The following is a 15645-nucleotide window of genomic DNA, read 5'->3' as shown; positions in this document are numbered from 1 at the left end:
GTTCACAACCTTGTTTTAGCTTTAATATCAGTTTTTCCCTGCTCATTATTTTTACCAACAATTTAAATGTTTATTTTTTGGGAACCCTATACAAAAGATATGAAAAATTCTATGGATGAAGGTGAAAAAATGCATACCATGTGGAAGGGAAGCATCAGTTTTGGGTTGGTAAATATTCCGATCAAATTGCATGCTGCTACAGAAGACAAAGACGTAAAGTTCCGTTCCTTGCATAAGGAATGCCATACCCCCATTAAATACGAAAAAATCTGTCCCGCTTGTGAAAAGGAAGTAGAAAATCAACAGATAGTCAAAGGATATGAAGTCGCAAAAGGAAAATTTGTTGTTGTAGAGGAAGATGAGCTAAAAGAACTGAAGGAAGCGGTGGAAGAGAGGGCCGTAGAAATTATTGATTTCATTAAACTTGAAGAAATCGATCCAATTTATTTTAACCGGACCTATTACATGTCGCCAGATGGGGGAAATAAAGCATATGGACTGCTGCGGAAAGCATTAAGCGAATCTGAAAAAGTGGGAATTGCCAAGATTGTCATCCGTTCAAAAGAGCAGCTGGCGGTGATCCGCGTGTATCAAGATACATTAGTAATGGAAACCATCCACTATCCGGATGAGGTCCGTAAAGCAGCAGATGTTCCGAATGTACCTGCTGCAGACAACGTGACAAAAAAAGAAATAGATACGGCCATTTTACTCATTGACCAATTGACTACTACATTTGATCCGGAAAAATATAAAGACGAATACCGGTCGAAAGTTCTCGAATTAATTCAAGCGAAGCAGACAGGAAGAGATTTTGTGACCGTCAAAGAGAAAGAGCCTGCCGCTCAGATGACAGACCTGATGGCTGCTCTGCAAGCTTCGATTGACAGGACAAAACCAAAATCCAAACGGCCGGGGAGACCTAAAAAGGCAGCAGCGAAAACTTCTGGCGGAAAATAATAAAGGCAAGTGAATAAAAAGCAAAGAAATGGGTAAGACATAATATATAGAAGAAATGTTTGCCTGCTTCTTGCTTTTTTTAATTTTTTCCTGTATGATGAATACGTATCAAAAGAAATGCCGCTTTATATTTGCCAGAAATTGGAGTTACCATTATTCACATGTTGTAATGAATATCTACTCCGGCAAGTGGGTATTCATTATAATATGTGAATTTTTATTTACACGGTAAATAAGAAGAGCATATTAAAAAATTTTTGGAGGTCTAAATGCATGACAACTGGTACAGTTAAATGGTTTAACAGTGAGAAAGGTTTTGGATTCATCGAAGTGGAAGGCGCAAATGACGTATTTGTACACTACAGCGCGATTCAAGGTGAAGGATTCAAAACTCTTGATGAAGGTCAACAAGTAGAATTTGAAATCGTTGAAGGCCAACGTGGACCACAAGCGGAAAACGTTGTTAAACTATAATAGTTGTGATGGACTGCCGCTTAGAGCAGTCCTTTTTAATTTTTATCCTGCAAAAAGCCGGTTTCCTTGTTCGGAAACCGGCTTTTGTTATTGGAAAATTTCTTTATCATAGCTCATCAAAACCGTTTAAATCGCTTGTTTTTGTATATTGGCGAGATTTTTGCTCAAAAAAATCTGTTTTCGTATCATCAAAATTATCTACGTAGGCGCGGATCCATTTCATGGGATTCTCCGGATGATCTTTGTAAATCTCACTAAGTCCTAACATTCTGAGCATTTTATTGGCTCTGTATTGAATATACCCTTCCATTTCCACAAGATCGATTCCGTCCACTCCATCGAGAACGTAACGGCTCCAAATGGTTTCCTGTTCAACGGAGTGACGAAATTGGTCATACACCCAGTCTGTGAATTCTTTCGTATTATTTCCTGGATTTTCAGCCAGTGCAGCCCTGAATAAATCGCTGATAAAGCGCCCATGTTGAAGCTCATCACGGTTAATATAGGAAATCATCGTCGAAGTTCCCACCATCTTCTGATTTCGGGCCAAATTATAGAAAAAAGCAAACCCTGAATAGAAGAACAAACCTTCGAGCAATGCGGTATACACCATCGCTTTTAAAACATTTTCGATCGTGGGGTGTAGGGCAAACTCATTATAAACCTGCATGATCCGTTCATTCCGTTTGAGTAATATCTGATCTTTTCTTCCGGTTTCAAATGACTCATTTTGCTGATCTAATGTTGTCACAGAAGAAAGAACATAGGCATAGCTGTGATTATGTTCGCTTTCCTGATCAGCAATGGTTGCCATGACAGATTTTACAGACGGGTCGGTTGAAAATTGGGCGATCCTTGCCGCCATGTCAGTCTGAGGGCCGTCCAATGTGGCAAGAAGCCCGATAATCTTCAAAAAGGCGGCTTGTTCTTTTTCCGGCAGAGTAGGAAATTGTTTAATATCCTGCGTCATATCTACCTCGCTGGCACGCCAGAAAAGGGCACGTATTTGTTCTCTATGTGTATAAAAGTGCGGGTAGGCAACATCATTCCAATTTAAGATGCCGCTCGCTTTACCTCCAAATAATGCAGTTGATTTATTGGGATTCATGGGTTCCAATATTGTTACTTTATCTAGGATTTGAGACATTGATTCCATACTCCTTCCGTCCAGATTTTCACTTTGTTTTCCTGTGACCCTCTTGGACTTTGTTCAATTTTCAATGGTTCATGCTCAGAGCGGTAAAAAGCAGCCAATTTGACAGCCGCGTGGCAGAAAAGGCGGTCGCCGCCAAATTGCGTGTCTCCGGTTCCGAAGACAAATACTTTTGGCGGCTTATAGCCTATTTCATAAACAAAGTCTTTGACTATGTCTGGTGTATGGCCTTTTCCCCAAGTGAATGTTCCGATGAACATGGCGTCAAAGAGGGAAGGATCCGGAGCAGATCCCGTACCGATCCGGTGTAGATAGACCGTACACCCGTGTTCTGACAATACATGATGAATGATTTCCGCTGTTTCTTTTGTGTTTCCGCTGAAGCTGGCGTAACAAATCAGGACTCGCACCATACACAATCCTCAATATCCGATGCTGTGGATCTGACATAATAAGTCGTTTTCAACCCTGAATCCCAAGCCTGGAGATGCAGATCGAGCATGATCTGGGCCTTGATTTGATTAGGTACGTAAAAGTTAAATGATATCGACTGGTCCAAGTGACGCTGTCTCGCCGCATTTTGCTGTATGGACCATCGTTGATCAACGATGTAAGCTGACTTTCTATAAATGTTGTAGGTTCGATGGTCAAGATCCGGTGCTACTACAGGCAGCTTATAATTTTTCTTCTCCTCGTGGTAAAACGGTTTGAATACAGGATCAATGCTGGCGGTAGATCCTGCTATAACAGACGTACTGGAATTCGGTGCAACAGCCATCAAATAACCGTTTCGAATGCCATGTACCTGTATTTCTTTCATAATGTCTGCCCATTTGCCGGAATCCGATTTCCCTGTATAGCCCCGTATTTCAAAATATTTTCCCGACTGCCAATCGCTTCCTTCGAAGAGGGGATAGGCTCCTTTTTCCTTTGCGAGCTCAACACTTGCCCGGATCGTAAGTTGTGCAATTTTCTCATATAGCTCATCCGCTAGCTGAACGGCTTCAGCTGATTCCCATTCGACGTTTTTCAAAGCAAGCAGATGGTGCCATCCAAATGTTCCAAGACCAATTGCACGATATTTCTTATTTGTTATGGCTGCCTGTTTAACATCAATCGTATTCAAGTCAATGACATTATCAAGCATTCTGACTTGGATAGGAATCAATCGTTCCAAAATATCCCAGTTTTCCCCGGCTGGATCTACAGCCTTTCCGAGATTGATGGAGGAGAGGTTACATACGACAAAATCTCCTGCTTTTTTATAAGATATGATCGTATCTCCATCAACCGTTTCTTCATAATGGGTAGTTGGGGACATATTTTGCATAATTTCTGTACACAAATTGCTGGAATAAATCATTCCTTGATGTTTGTTTGGATTCATGCGGTTCACTTGATCTCTGTAAAACATAAAAGGGGTTCCTGTTTCCAATTGAGATTTCATGATTCGAATCATAATTTGTATGGCGGGTACTGTTTTTTTCGTCAGTTTCTCGTTTTGAACGCATTGTTGATACATTTCTCGGAAAGAGCCTGCTCCTTTTTCCTCGTCATAAAAATCTTCCAATGAAAAGCCCATCACTTGTTTCACTTCATGAGGGTCAAACAAGTGCCAATCTCCTCGGCGTTCCACCTGTTCCATAAAAAGGTCTGGAAGACATACACCGGTAAATATATCATGAGCCCGCTGTCTTTCATCTCCATTGTTCAACTTTAAATCCAAAAAAGAGAGAATGTCAGCATGCCATACATCGAGATAAACCGCAATGGCACCTTTTCTTCTTCCAAGCTGATCTACACTGACTGCGGTATTATTCAATTGCTTGATCCAGGGGATCACACCGGAAGAAGCTCCTTTAAATCCTTTAATGGAACTGCCGCGAGCCCGTACCTTTCCCATATAGACTCCAATTCCGCCCCCGTCTTTTGAAAGTCTTGCAATGTCTGTATTGCTGTTATAAATGCCAATCAATGAATCTTCCACCGTATCTATAAAACAGCTGGATAACTGGCCGTGGGCAAGCCCCGCATTGGCAAGGGTGGGGGTGGCGACTGTCATGTAAAGATTTGACAGTGCCCAATAGCTTTCTGCAACGAGGAGATCACGCTGATCAGAAGGCTCATCCTGCATTAAATACATGGCAATGATCAGCCATCTCTCCTGAGGAAGCTCAAATACCTGCTTATGGTGATCCACCGCCAAATATCTGGTTGCTAGAGTATGGAGACCTGTATAATCAAACAGTAAATCCCTTTCCGGAACGATCAGCTTACCAAGCTCATCGATTTCCAATTTAGTGTACTTTTCCAAAATTCTGGTAGAATAAATACCTTTTTCACTCAATATTCGAATCAATGTGTAAAAGTCGCCATATTTCTCAGACTTATCATAGGAACGATTTTCAGCTGCTTTTTTATATAAATCATTCAAGTAAATTTTGGCAGCCAGGAATGACCAATGCGGGTTTAACTCATCTGTGTTTTCCAACGCTGACTGAATCAGCAGGCTTGTAAGGTTATCAGCTTGCAGTTCGGCTTTAGACTCAATGTTTCTCGCTATTTTTTTAATATATTCGGGGGATTCTATCCCGGCGACCCTTTGAAGAAAACGTTCCAGTCGTTTCAGGTCAAACAGCTCTTTGCTTCGATTTTTTTCTTTTACAATGAATGTGGACATGTTCATCTGCCTCCTGTTTTGGTCCATTAAAAAATCCGCTCTCGGGGAAAAGAGCGGATCAAACGATAGGAAAAACAGGAATATCTTCACTATCGTTTCATCTTCTCAATCCCCGAAGAATTGAAACTCAAACAAGATCCGGCAGGTCTCCTGACTTATGCATCATCCTACTGGGGAACCTTCCCGTCATCGACAGTGGTATTTCCCGTTCGTCCGCATTTACAGTTGCGGGGACAGTTCCGGATTTTCACCGGATTCCCTATTAAGTCCGAAATGGACACCTTCTCTTGCAAGTTATCAATATATTGTGTTGTAGAGTCTCTGAATCACCAAATATAGTGTCATTTAGTGTCGATTGTGATTTTACCATGATGGATGCAGAAATACAAGCTAAACACAATCATGTTTAATTAGATATAGATTGGACAAGGGGATAGAGGTTATCCTGATTTGCCTTTTTCCATTTGCAAAACATTATATACGACAAGACACGTTCTGTTACAGGAATAATTGTCTTGAGTGGTCTTATAAGATAACAACACAAATCTCAAAACAATCCTTCCTGATTCATAAACAACAAATCAGGAAGGATGAATCGTGCAAGCGCTGTTTTGCGTTTTTTAATACGGGGAGCAATAAATAACTGATCGTAACCGCCGCTTCATTGGGACATACATTTTTCAAAGAGGTGCTTTACCCGCTGCTGACGGTTTACAATTTTACCTGGCAACGATAATCATGGTTTCCCGATTTATTTCGTGGGAGGAAGCATCCAAAATTCTTTCCAGGCTCTTGCTTAGACTCTGAAGCTCCTCATGGTTTTTTGATAAAAAAACGGGGACCCCGCTGTGAATGACAAGTTTTTCATCAGTAGTAATGATTGCTTTAATATCCGGGTTTTCTGCCACTTTCTGATTCTCCCTTTCAGCCATAAACATTTCCTCTTACTTTCCTTTATTTGCTTCATCCGGCAATCTTATGGCGCTGTCCAGCACTGGAACCTGATCGAGAACTTTTTTAATTTGGCTGAATTCCTTTTCTTGGGGCATTAAAAACAGACCGACTCTTCCATTATCCATGTCTCTTTTGGATATGGGAACAATATCAGGTTCACCTGTATCCAAGTAAACCCCCAGGACATTGGCTACCTGGTGGAGCATGGCCTGCCTTTGGCCAAGATTAGATATTGTCACAATGCTGTTCTCATTTTTTGGTGTAATTATAGCACCTACCCCCCTTTGTAAAATCAGTTTTCTGCTCGCTTCCAATCCGACATTCTTTATATGAATATCTCCAACATATAGATGAGGGCCTTCAAATCGTATTTCTGCCTCAGTCACCTCAGCAATAACAGCCAGGTTATTTCCGGTCATATTCCGTTTTACGACAAAAAGCATGATGATTCCAGCTAAAGCGCCTGCCCAGGGTGAATAGACAGAAAATAGAGTGGTCAATAATCCTGTAAACATAACAAGGTAGTTTCTGCTTTCAAATGCTTGGGCCATTCCTTCTATAAATGGAGTACCGCGTTTAACTAATTCACTCGAGTCAATGTTGGTCAATGTTTCCCTCTCCATTTTCCTGACTTCCCTAAATTGAGTTGCAGCCAGACCCAAAAAGGTAACAGCGGTCCAGTTTGATTCCAGGACAGCCGGAACAGCCACTGCCCCAATAAAGGCAGCGATGAATCCCAAAGAAAGGTGAATAATTCGTCCCTGCGGATAAGTGGGATACTGCCTGAAATCAGTGCGAAGCAATAATATACGGGAAATAGAGCCAAAAAATATTCCGATAAGTACTGCCAATAAATTAGAATCCATAGTTAACTCCTTTGAAAATGACCGTTCTCAAATAGATTAACCGAATTCATTGAATAATATTATGCACTTTTCTCGAGATTGCTTTCCCTCCAATCTTTATTATCAGCACCGGCACCCTATTATGGAATGGGGTGCAAAGCGGCTGCAGAATGGTTGAAGATCATAAATGAAAATAGTTTTGAATAAATGCCTGTGTCATGAAAAACAAGGTACTGAAAACGTTCTCTCATCAGAGAGCTGGCATAATCAAAAAAATTGCCACAGCTTGTATAAAACTCTTCATTTTTACCAGTTGTATTGGCAAAAACTTTATGTATAATTAAACGGTTGAGAAAGCGGAAGGCGTCCGCCTTTTACGATGATTGTGGATGGAACAGCTTTTCTGCCGCGACACATGAGGATTGCGACCTCGGTCAAATTGCACCTGGCAGCCTCAAGCTGTCATGTCCTGCAGCATCGGCGGCACAAAGATATCCTGTCCGTCTGAGCTGGACTAATCTTAATTATCTTTGAATCAAATGTACTTCTATTTTTTTTACATCTTGAAGAAAGGTGATTGTACCGCAAATTGGGAAGAGTATTTCCTCTCATTATTACTGCGTGCAGTGCTTTTCTTCGTTTTTTTCTGTTTAAATTATTTTTCACCAGCAGGGGGCGAGAAAAATGGAACTTTCCATCGTTGTTCAATCTATTTTAATTATTACAGTGATGATCATTATTGGAGCCGTATTGGCAAGGACCTCGCCTTTAAACCATGAAACTAGAAATCTTTTTATTTCCATTATTGTCAATATCGCTATGCCATGCATTATTTTATCCAGTATCTTTCAAGTGGATATGGATGGAGAAATGTTTAAAAAGATCATTCTGGTCTTTGTGCTGTCCATTTTGATCAATATTGTCGGAATTGGACTGGGCTGGGTTTTCGCAGCAGTTTTTCAAAAATCCAATCGCAGGAGAGAAATCGCTATTCTTTCTGGACTGGGCAATACCGGTTTTATTGGGATTCCTCTTTGTGCGGCATTGTTGGGACCTGAGGGAGCTTTGTATGCAGCGATATTTGATGCAGGTGTGGACGTAACGATTTGGACCGTCGGAGTGATTTTACTGCAAAAAAATCGAAAGTTTGCTTTACACACTTTAAAATCCATGGTTAATATTCCGACAGCAGCGATTCTGGCCGGTCTGCTCGTTGCTTATTTCTAAATACAGCCTCCCCAAATCATAGTCGGCTTGGCAGACCGACTGGCTGCTTTGGCTGCTCCGCTTGCCATGTTTTATATTGGAATGATGATTATGGGTCTGCAGCGTGGACATATAAGGCAAACCGTACCGCATATGTGGGTGCCGATCGGTGTAAAACTGATTTTGTTACCTATGGCCACCATCTTTATGATTCATTTCTTTACTATTGATACAGTTTTAATTCAAGCAGTTCTCATCCAGTCGATGATGCCGACCATTACTTTGGCTTCCATCTTGTTTGCCAAGTATTCTGCAGATGAACAGATGGGGGCATTAACAACCGTTTTTTCTACCATCTTGGGATTAATCACGATTCCTTTCATGGTATATGTGATGAGTCTGTTTATAAACTGACTTGCTTTTTTAAAGATTCATGCTATAGTGGACGTATAGATGAAACTTCCTTTTCGTTTATGTAAGTTTATGAAAAATATATAATCTTGTCTGCTAGGGGAGCGTTAAGCTGAGAGAAATCTTTGATGGATACCCTTTGAACCTGATCTGGTTTATGCCAGCGTAGGGAAGCAGGCTGAGTATATCTTTGGTTTTTTCGATATCGCAGCCGCTTCCTGTTGGGAGCGGTTTTTTTGTGTTTCTTAAAACATAGGCGAAAAGGGAGGCAATAACTAAAAGGAGCTGTTCATGGATGCAAGTAGAAAAGAAGTTGTTTACGGACAGGCTTTATGAAAATGCCAAGGAGATTTGGGAGAAGAGTTATAGACACCCTTTTGTACAAGAAATCGGACAAGGGACGCTGGATGAACAAAAATTTATCTACTATATGAAACAGGATTATGTTTACTTAATTGACTATGTGAAATTATTTGCCATTGGTGTCCAAAAAGCCAAAGATGTGGAAACGATGAACCGTTTTGCCCATTTGCTGCACGAACACTTACATTTTGAAATGGAGCTTCATCGGCAATATGCTGAAGAATTTGGGATATCGCGCCAAGAGTTAGAAGATACAGAGCCGGCTCCGGTAAATCTCGCTTATACGAGATACATGCTGAACGTGGCACACAACGGCACTTTGGCTGAATTAATTTCTGCACTGCTTCCTTGTGCATGGCATTATTCGGAAACAGGCAGACGTTTAAAAGAGCGATATCGTGAAGGATTATCATTGAACCCTTATAAAAAGTGGATTGAGACCTATGCCTCCGAACAATTTGGTGCATTAGGTGAGTGGTTGATTCAGCTGCTGAATGATCTGACAGAGGGTAAACCGGAACGTGAACTGGCAGAGCTTGAAAAGCATTTTATCATTACATCCAAATACGAATACCTATTCTGGGATATGAATTATCGCCTGGAAAATTGGGAACTGTAAAAGGGTTTTTGCAGGGGATAGACTCTTTAAGAACTAACTCTTCACTCTATTTTTTAAATATTTTGACTTCACTTTATGTTTTACTGCAATATATAAATCATCAGACTGGAGGATCATTTATGAAAACAGCACTTACCATTGCAGGCTCTGATTCTGGAGGAGGGGCCGGCATACAGGCCGATCTTAAGACTTTTTCTGCATGTGGTGTCTTTGGAATGTCTGCTATTACTGCTGTAACAGCCCAGAATACAGTAGAGGTCAGATCTGTCCAAAACATCGATTTGTCTGTCATCCGGGATCAAATCGCGGCCGTGTTTGAAGATATTGATGTAGATGCTGTTAAAATAGGAATGTTAGGGAATTCCGATATTATTCAGACAGTTTCAGATACGCTGAAAGTTTATCAACCCAAATATCTTGTCATTGATCCTGTCATGGTGTCGAAAGGTGGCCACCACTTACTCGAAAAGGAGGCTGTGGCGACACTATCAAACCTTCTGCTTCCAATGGCTTCACTTGTCACACCAAATATTCCGGAAGCAGAAGTATTAACGGGGAACCGTATACAATCGGAATCGGATATGTATGAAGCTTGCAGGAAGATTCTTTCAAAAGGGCCGGAAGCTGTCCTGATTAAGGGAGGACACTTAAAAGGGGATCCCACGGATGTATTTTATGACGGAAATGAATTTAAAGTTTTTCAGGGAAGAAGGATCGAAACAAAAAATGTGCACGGAACTGGATGTACGCTTTCATCTGCCATCACAGCCCAGTTGGCGAAAGGGGCAAGTATGCCGGAAGCCATTCAAATCGCAAAAGATTATATTACCCGGGCTATAGAGAAAAGTCTTGACATTGGACATGGCCATGGACCGGCACACCATTTTCACCCTTTTTATGATGTGAAGAATGAAGATGAAAGGATGAAACATCATTCACTGAACAACAGCTTATCTGCTTCTCCTTAACACAATGTATCGATTTGAAAGGATTTAAAAGTATGAAGTATAACAACAAACATCAATTATATTTAGTAACTGAGGAAGATATGCCCCTGCAGCAGCTCATGACTATCATTAAAGATGCCGCAGCAGGAGGCGCTGGGATCGTCCAATTAAGGGAAAAGAATCTTGACAGTAAATCTTTTTACGAGAAGGCGTTATCTTTAAAAAAATTTCTTGATGAGCTCTCCATACCGCTGGTCATCAATGACCGTGCAGACATTGCTCTGGCTGTAGGGGCAAACGGTATTCATTTGGGGCAAAGTGACCTCCCATTAGATGTCGTCAAACAAATCGTACCTGATTCGATGATGATCGGCATTTCTGCCCATAACGAAGAAGAAGCTGTTTTGGCAGAAGAAAAAGGGGCGGATTATATTGGAGTCGGCTCCGTTTTTCCAACATCATCCAAAGCTGATGCGGATCGGCTTCCAGAAGGAATGCTGGCCCGTATAATCGATGCCGTATCCATACCGGTAGTGGCCATCGGAGGTATTCATATAGAGAATTCCGGCCAATTACAGGAATACGATCTTGACGGCATAGCGGTCATATCGGCCATAACAAGAGCTGAAAATCCCAAATGGGCTGCGCAGCAGCTGTTAAAAAATGCATTTGGGGCTGTAAATGTCCAGCAATGAGAAGCACTGTGGATGGCGGAAACCTTTAATAGGGGGCTCCTCTTATAGTGCGTTGCACAAGAACATCTTGTCCTTCGGGCCGGTACGTCTACTATTTTAATACAAATATACGAGAATAGTTTTTTTCTTCCTTTCACAATAAAAAGGGCTGGCTCATCTTGAGCCGGTCTCTTTTTTGTGAATAGTTTCGAAAACCGAAATATTATGCTTGTAAAATGGCAGACTTCCTTATATGTTAGAAGAGTCAGTATCGTAATGTATTTCTTGGGGTGAAACAAATGAGAAAAGAAACCCATGTTCCAAAAAGCAAATTATGGACAAAATCATTTACATTGCTTGTTCTCGCTAATTTTTTTGTTTTCATGAGCTTCCAGATGCTTATTCCAACATTGCCCCCATATGTAAAAGCCATGGGCGCCTCAGGATTCGAAGTAGGCCTGATCACAATGGTATTTTCAATCGGAGCGATTTTAATCAGGCCGTATATCGGGTATCTGCTGGAGTTCAGCCAACGGCGGAGGCTCATACTCATTGGAGCTTGCGGCCTGCTGTTTGTCACTATTTTGTACCCATTCACCCAGATGGTCATGATTCTTTTGCTGTTTCGCTTAATTCATGGCTTTATGTGGGGATGGTCTTCCACTGTTAATGGAACCGCAGCGGTGGATCTCGTTCCCAACGACAGGATCGGGGAGGGGATGGGTTATTTCGGGCTTGCTATTACAGTTGGTATGATCATCGCACCCAGTCTGGGCATCTATGTATATCAAAACTATACTTTTGGGGCTTTAATTACCATATCTGCCATTTTGGGAGCCATTGCACTTTTCTTTTTTTCCATCATAAAATATGAAACTCCTGAAAGCATAAAAAAAGCAGATAAACAAAACATCCGTTTTTCGATCTCTGGATCACTGATTGAGAAATCGGCAATATTCCCTGCCTTTATTACACTGATGGCTACGTTTGGCTATGGAACCATCGTTACATTTATTGTCATATTTTCTGAGGAGCGGGGTATTGAACAAATTTTCCTCTTTTATTTATTAAATGCCGCAATAGCGACTTTGGTACGGCCCATTACAGGAAAATGGTTTGACCGTAAAGGGCCTAAGCTTTTGGTGATTATTTGTGCAGCCCTTGCATTCGTGTCCATGTGGACATTATCCTTATCTGCCAGTTGGGTGGGGATCGCAGTGTCCGGTTGTTTATTCGGGGCAGGATACGGTTCATTGCTTCCGGCTCTTCAAGCCTGGGTGCTTGCAAAAACCCCAAATGAGAGGAGGGGCGTTGCCAATGGTATGTTTTATTCAGCTATTGATGTGGGAATCGGGGCCAGCGGTCTAGTTTTTGGTATTGTTGCTTTGTTTGTGAATACGGGACAATTATTTCAGATCTCAAGTTTTCTATTCATCGCAGTCATCGCATGTACGGCATTTTCCGGCAGTCAGGCATCGTTAAGGTCATCCAAAAGATTAAAGCATGGTGTCGATATGGACAGGTGACAATTGTCCCGGATTGGAGTCATTTATCTAAGTCTATCGGATGGTGACGAATGTAACAGCATGACATAGAAATGTAATAGAACATAAACAGTTCTGTTATTGGTTTGATATGTTCCTCTGTTAGAGTAGGCATCGTTAGCGATTTCCGACTAACAAAAAAGGGAGGAACAAAAATGAGAAAGAAGATCTTTGCATTTTTTACAGGAGCCGTCATGGCAGGGGCTATGGCAGGAGGGGTATCAGCATCTGCTGCAACCTATGAGGTACAGCAAGGAGATTCGCTCTGGAGTATCTCTCAAAAACACGGTACGACGGTTGAGGAATTGCAATCGTTAAATAACCTTTCCGGCAATATCATTTTTCCAAAACAGCAGCTACATATTTCTGAACCAACTGCAGGAAATGTAGACAATAATAAAGAAGTTTATACTGTTAAGGCGGGGGATTCGTTATGGAAAATCTCCCAAGCTTATGGAATTCAAGTGAATCAATTAAAGGCTTGGAATCAGCTTTCTTCGGATCTTATTCATCCGGGCCAGGAGCTGGCTGTTAACGGGACACCCGATTCCACAAATGCCGTTCCGGCCCAGGCTGCTGCGCCAGCACCTGCTTCTGTACCAGCGCCGGTGCAAAAAGAAACAGCTCAACCAAAGCCTGAGCAACCGGCAGCTCCAGCGGCACAAGCTACAACTGCCGATACAAAAGCTGAAGGAAAAGAAATGACGGTAACTGCAACTGCCTATACAGCATATTGCAACGGCTGCTCAGGCGTGACAGCGACAGGTATCGATCTTCGTTCCAATCCTGGCCAAAAAGTCATTGCAGTGGATCCGTCTGTGATTCCTCTTGGCTCCAAGGTGCACGTCGAAGGATATGGAACAGCTATTGCCGGTGACACTGGAGGAGCGATCAAAGGAAACAAAATTGATGTTTTTGTTCCATCTAAATCCGATGCCCTTCAATTTGGTGTCAAGAAAGTTAAAATCACTGTGTTAAATGAATAAACTTCTGATGAGAGACCTGACCTTTTCCGGTGAGGTCTTTTGTTTTATTTCAAATGAAATGGGGGTACGATATTGGAAAGGAGGAATCATGATGAATAGGGGATTGATAGGCGTATATGCATCTGAAGAAGAAGTCATCAACGTAATTAAGACTTTTCTCTTGGAAGGGTTTAGTGAAGAAAACTTTTCAATATTATCCGTGGATCGGTCTAAAGCTGATATGATCGAAAGAGAAACTCATGTGCATCAAACACCTGTTGCAAGCGAAGAGGCTTATGGAATCATCAGTGGTTTTCTGACAGGAATCAGCGGAGGTTTTGCTGTGCCGGGGCTGACTGTTCCGGGACTGGGACCTATCATTGCCGCTGGTCCTTTGGCATCTTGGATTGAAGGAAAATCCCATGAAAATGTAAAAGACCTGCTGATAACATCCGGATTAGACGAGGAGGAGGCTGAAAGGTATGCGGATGAATTAAATAACGGAAAAATCATTTTATTTTATGAACAGGGTGTTTCTGATTAAATGATCTTGCAAAGAAACAGTAACTTTCCGATAATGGAATATAAAGACGCACCCCTGTCTTAACGTTTATCTGCTGTGCGTGCCATGTGAAGGAGAGTAGAACATGAAAAATATAAGCAAATCCATACCTGTGGGAAAAAAGCGCCAAGATCTGAGAAAACGCAGGGTTTTGCTTATGCTCCTCATTCCTTTTGTATTCTTTTTGCTCCTTATTTCATATTTGGACGCCAATCAAAATGAAGAAGAGGATTTTCTCCGCAGTGAAGTTCCCGCAGAATTTATTCCTATATATAAAGCAGCTGAACGTGAATACGGTGTTCCATGGTATTTACTGGCTGCACATCACCGGGTTGAAACCATTTTTTCAACAATGGAGCCGATGATTTCTCCGGTAGGGGCAGAGGGTCATATGCAGTTTATGCCATGTACTTTTGTGGGATGGTCACATCCAACATGTGAAGGGCTGGGGGCCGGAAATATTCCTGAGCATGAAAAAACAGATCCGGATATTATTGAAAAGTACGGCGGGTATGGCGTAGATGCCAATGGTGATGGTATAGCGGATCCTTGGGATATTGAAGATTCTATTTTTACAGCAGCCCATTACTTGGCCAAAAATGGAGCTGCTGACGGAAATATAGAAAAAGCTGTTTTTGCCTATAATCACAGTGAACAGTATGTAGAAGAAGTACTTTATTTTGCTCAGAAATTTCAAAAAATCGAACATAAAACGGGAGCTGTCAGCTCCCGTCCATAAGGCAATAACCAACAATTATCTGCTTTTCGAAACAGCGCCCATGATAAGGCTGAGGACCAATACAAGGATAATCGAACCAATGAGCGCAGGAACAATGGCCATGCCTGCCACCGTCGGCCCCCAATCTCCAAATAACGCTCCGCCAATCCATGCACCGACTATACCAGCTATAATATTACCTATAATTCCTCCGGGTACATCTTTTCCCAAAATTAATCCTGCTAACCAACCTATGATTCCACCAATAATCAGGTATAAGATAAAACTCATCACCCATCATCTCCTTCTAGTAAAATTAATAGTTTTGGCTTCTGGTATATTGCCTTGGTTATATTATTTCCTGCAGAAGGAAAGGATAAACATTTTTTGATCATCCCATCGGACATGATGTTCTCTGATTGTTTTGAAGGGAAGGCAGGCAGATTGCAAAAAATCTCTAGGCTTTGATGTTTTTTAGATTGATAGCAAGTCTGTTGATAAGAATTAGTTATCGTATTCAATAACTTTCTTATTATTTACTTATGTCCAGTAATGTAATATGATAAATAT

Annotated in this window: 17 protein-coding genes and 2 riboswitches; of the genes, 11 read left to right on the top strand and 6 right to left on the bottom strand. The window is 41.5% G+C overall.

Features of this window, described 5'->3' with window-relative positions; all coding sequences use genetic code 11:
- Positions 1 to 129: 129 nt before the first annotated feature.
- The gene (ku, locus tag ACFSCZ_RS07820; RefSeq protein WP_380773297.1) at positions 130 to 960 is read left to right on the top strand and encodes a non-homologous end joining protein Ku; all 831 of its coding nucleotides are present in this window, start codon (positions 130 to 132) and stop codon (positions 958 to 960) included.
- A 273-nt stretch (positions 961 to 1233) separates the two neighbouring features.
- On the top strand, positions 1234 to 1434 hold the full coding sequence (locus ACFSCZ_RS07815) for a cold-shock protein (protein ID WP_380773295.1): 201 nt from the start codon (positions 1234 to 1236) through the stop codon (positions 1432 to 1434).
- A gap of 106 nt (positions 1435 to 1540) precedes the next feature.
- Here ACFSCZ_RS07815 and ACFSCZ_RS07810 read toward each other — a convergent pair whose 3' ends face one another.
- From ACFSCZ_RS07810 to ACFSCZ_RS07790, 5 genes are all read right to left on the bottom strand, one after another.
- Positions 1541 to 2581 (bottom strand): ribonucleotide-diphosphate reductase subunit beta, encoded by a 1041-nt coding sequence (locus ACFSCZ_RS07810; protein ID WP_380773294.1) that lies wholly within the window; start codon positions 2579 to 2581, stop codon positions 1541 to 1543.
- Positions 2566 to 3000, bottom strand: a complete 435-nt coding sequence (locus tag ACFSCZ_RS07805; RefSeq protein ID WP_380773293.1) for a flavodoxin — start codon at positions 2998 to 3000, stop codon at positions 2566 to 2568. The genes ACFSCZ_RS07810 and ACFSCZ_RS07805 overlap by 16 nt, the downstream gene beginning before the upstream one ends.
- Entirely contained in the window at positions 2985 to 5267 is a 2283-nt protein-coding gene (locus tag ACFSCZ_RS07800) for a ribonucleoside-diphosphate reductase subunit alpha (RefSeq protein ID WP_380773292.1), read from the bottom strand. Before ACFSCZ_RS07800 ends, ACFSCZ_RS07805 begins: the two co-directional genes overlap by 16 nt.
- A 123-nt stretch (positions 5268 to 5390) precedes the next feature.
- Positions 5391 to 5567, bottom strand: a riboswitch (cobalamin riboswitch).
- A 419-nt stretch (positions 5568 to 5986) separates the two neighbouring features.
- Complete coding sequence (locus ACFSCZ_RS07795) at positions 5987 to 6199, bottom strand: capping complex subunit for YIEGIA (RefSeq protein ID WP_380773290.1); 213 nt, start codon at positions 6197 to 6199, stop codon at positions 5987 to 5989.
- 12 nt (positions 6200 to 6211) lie between these two features.
- On the bottom strand, positions 6212 to 7087 hold the full coding sequence (locus ACFSCZ_RS07790; RefSeq protein ID WP_380773289.1) for a YIEGIA family protein: 876 nt from the start codon (positions 7085 to 7087) through the stop codon (positions 6212 to 6214).
- Positions 7088 to 7750: 663 nt separating this feature from the next.
- Here ACFSCZ_RS07790 and ACFSCZ_RS07785 point away from each other — a divergent pair.
- The 9 genes from ACFSCZ_RS07785 (at position 7751) to ACFSCZ_RS07745 (ending at position 15096) form a co-directional block, all read left to right on the top strand.
- Complete coding sequence (locus ACFSCZ_RS07785; RefSeq protein WP_380773288.1) at positions 7751 to 8293, top strand: AEC family transporter; 543 nt, start codon at positions 7751 to 7753, stop codon at positions 8291 to 8293.
- Positions 8294 to 8320: 27 nt separating this feature from the next.
- Positions 8321 to 8686, top strand: a complete 366-nt coding sequence (locus ACFSCZ_RS07780) for an AEC family transporter (RefSeq protein ID WP_380773287.1) — start codon at positions 8321 to 8323, stop codon at positions 8684 to 8686.
- A gap of 85 nt (positions 8687 to 8771) precedes the next feature.
- A riboswitch (TPP riboswitch) is annotated at positions 8772 to 8872 on the top strand.
- A gap of 106 nt (positions 8873 to 8978) precedes the next feature.
- Positions 8979 to 9665: a thiaminase II gene (tenA, locus tag ACFSCZ_RS07775; RefSeq protein WP_380773285.1), complete on the top strand. Its 687-nt coding sequence runs from the start codon at positions 8979 to 8981 to the stop codon at positions 9663 to 9665.
- Between the two features lie 119 nt (positions 9666 to 9784).
- On the top strand, positions 9785 to 10633 hold the full coding sequence (gene thiD, locus ACFSCZ_RS07770; protein ID WP_380773283.1) for a bifunctional hydroxymethylpyrimidine kinase/phosphomethylpyrimidine kinase: 849 nt from the start codon (positions 9785 to 9787) through the stop codon (positions 10631 to 10633).
- 32 nt (positions 10634 to 10665) lie between these two features.
- Complete coding sequence (gene thiE, locus ACFSCZ_RS07765) at positions 10666 to 11307, top strand: thiamine phosphate synthase (protein WP_380773282.1); 642 nt, start codon at positions 10666 to 10668, stop codon at positions 11305 to 11307.
- Positions 11308 to 11585: 278 nt separating this feature from the next.
- A complete protein-coding gene (locus tag ACFSCZ_RS07760; RefSeq protein ID WP_380773281.1) occupies positions 11586 to 12812 on the top strand; it encodes an MFS transporter in 1227 nt (408 codons plus the stop codon).
- 173 nt (positions 12813 to 12985) lie between these two features.
- The gene (locus ACFSCZ_RS07755) at positions 12986 to 13816 is read left to right on the top strand and encodes a 3D domain-containing protein (protein WP_380773280.1); all 831 of its coding nucleotides are present in this window, start codon (positions 12986 to 12988) and stop codon (positions 13814 to 13816) included.
- A gap of 91 nt (positions 13817 to 13907) precedes the next feature.
- Entirely contained in the window at positions 13908 to 14339 is a 432-nt protein-coding gene (locus ACFSCZ_RS07750) for a general stress protein (RefSeq protein ID WP_380773279.1), read from the top strand.
- A gap of 103 nt (positions 14340 to 14442) precedes the next feature.
- A complete protein-coding gene (locus ACFSCZ_RS07745) occupies positions 14443 to 15096 on the top strand; it encodes a lytic transglycosylase domain-containing protein (protein ID WP_380773278.1) in 654 nt (217 codons plus the stop codon).
- 15 nt (positions 15097 to 15111) lie between these two features.
- Here ACFSCZ_RS07745 and ACFSCZ_RS07740 read toward each other — a convergent pair whose 3' ends face one another.
- The gene (locus ACFSCZ_RS07740) at positions 15112 to 15366 is read right to left on the bottom strand and encodes a GlsB/YeaQ/YmgE family stress response membrane protein (protein WP_380773277.1); all 255 of its coding nucleotides are present in this window, start codon (positions 15364 to 15366) and stop codon (positions 15112 to 15114) included.
- Positions 15367 to 15645 lie beyond the last annotated feature (279 nt).

The organism is Siminovitchia sediminis (genome assembly GCF_042680885.1).
GTDB lineage: Bacteria > Bacillota > Bacilli > Bacillales > Bacillaceae_C > Siminovitchia > Siminovitchia sediminis.
This window is presented reverse-complemented; position numbering and strand designations above follow the sequence as displayed.

Bases quoted from the DNA above. Each gene is read 5' to 3' on its own strand.
- ACFSCZ_RS07750 (WP_380773279.1), top strand. From the start codon at position 13,908: ATGAATAGGGGATTGATAGGCGTATATGCATCTGAAGAAGAAGTCATC.
- ACFSCZ_RS07795 (WP_380773290.1), bottom strand. From the start codon at position 6,199: ATGGCTGAAAGGGAGAATCAGAAAGTGGCAGAAAACCCGGATATTAAA.
- ACFSCZ_RS07810 (WP_380773294.1), bottom strand. From the start codon at position 2,581: ATGTCTCAAATCCTAGATAAAGTAACAATATTGGAACCCATGAATCCC.
- ACFSCZ_RS07745 (WP_380773278.1), top strand. From the start codon at position 14,443: ATGAAAAATATAAGCAAATCCATACCTGTGGGAAAAAAGCGCCAAGAT.
- ku (WP_380773297.1), top strand. From the start codon at position 130: ATGCATACCATGTGGAAGGGAAGCATCAGTTTTGGGTTGGTAAATATT.
- ACFSCZ_RS07740 (WP_380773277.1), bottom strand. From the start codon at position 15,366: ATGAGTTTTATCTTATACCTGATTATTGGTGGAATCATAGGTTGGTTA.
- ACFSCZ_RS07815 (WP_380773295.1), top strand. From the start codon at position 1,234: ATGACAACTGGTACAGTTAAATGGTTTAACAGTGAGAAAGGTTTTGGA.
- thiE (WP_380773282.1), top strand. From the start codon at position 10,666: ATGAAGTATAACAACAAACATCAATTATATTTAGTAACTGAGGAAGAT.
- ACFSCZ_RS07800 (WP_380773292.1), bottom strand. From the start codon at position 5,267: ATGTCCACATTCATTGTAAAAGAAAAAAATCGAAGCAAAGAGCTGTTT.
- ACFSCZ_RS07760 (WP_380773281.1), top strand. From the start codon at position 11,586: ATGAGAAAAGAAACCCATGTTCCAAAAAGCAAATTATGGACAAAATCA.
- ACFSCZ_RS07805 (WP_380773293.1), bottom strand. From the start codon at position 3,000: ATGGTGCGAGTCCTGATTTGTTACGCCAGCTTCAGCGGAAACACAAAA.
- ACFSCZ_RS07755 (WP_380773280.1), top strand. From the start codon at position 12,986: ATGAGAAAGAAGATCTTTGCATTTTTTACAGGAGCCGTCATGGCAGGG.
- ACFSCZ_RS07790 (WP_380773289.1), bottom strand. From the start codon at position 7,087: ATGGATTCTAATTTATTGGCAGTACTTATCGGAATATTTTTTGGCTCT.
- tenA (WP_380773285.1), top strand. From the start codon at position 8,979: ATGCAAGTAGAAAAGAAGTTGTTTACGGACAGGCTTTATGAAAATGCC.
- thiD (WP_380773283.1), top strand. From the start codon at position 9,785: ATGAAAACAGCACTTACCATTGCAGGCTCTGATTCTGGAGGAGGGGCC.
- ACFSCZ_RS07785 (WP_380773288.1), top strand. From the start codon at position 7,751: ATGGAACTTTCCATCGTTGTTCAATCTATTTTAATTATTACAGTGATG.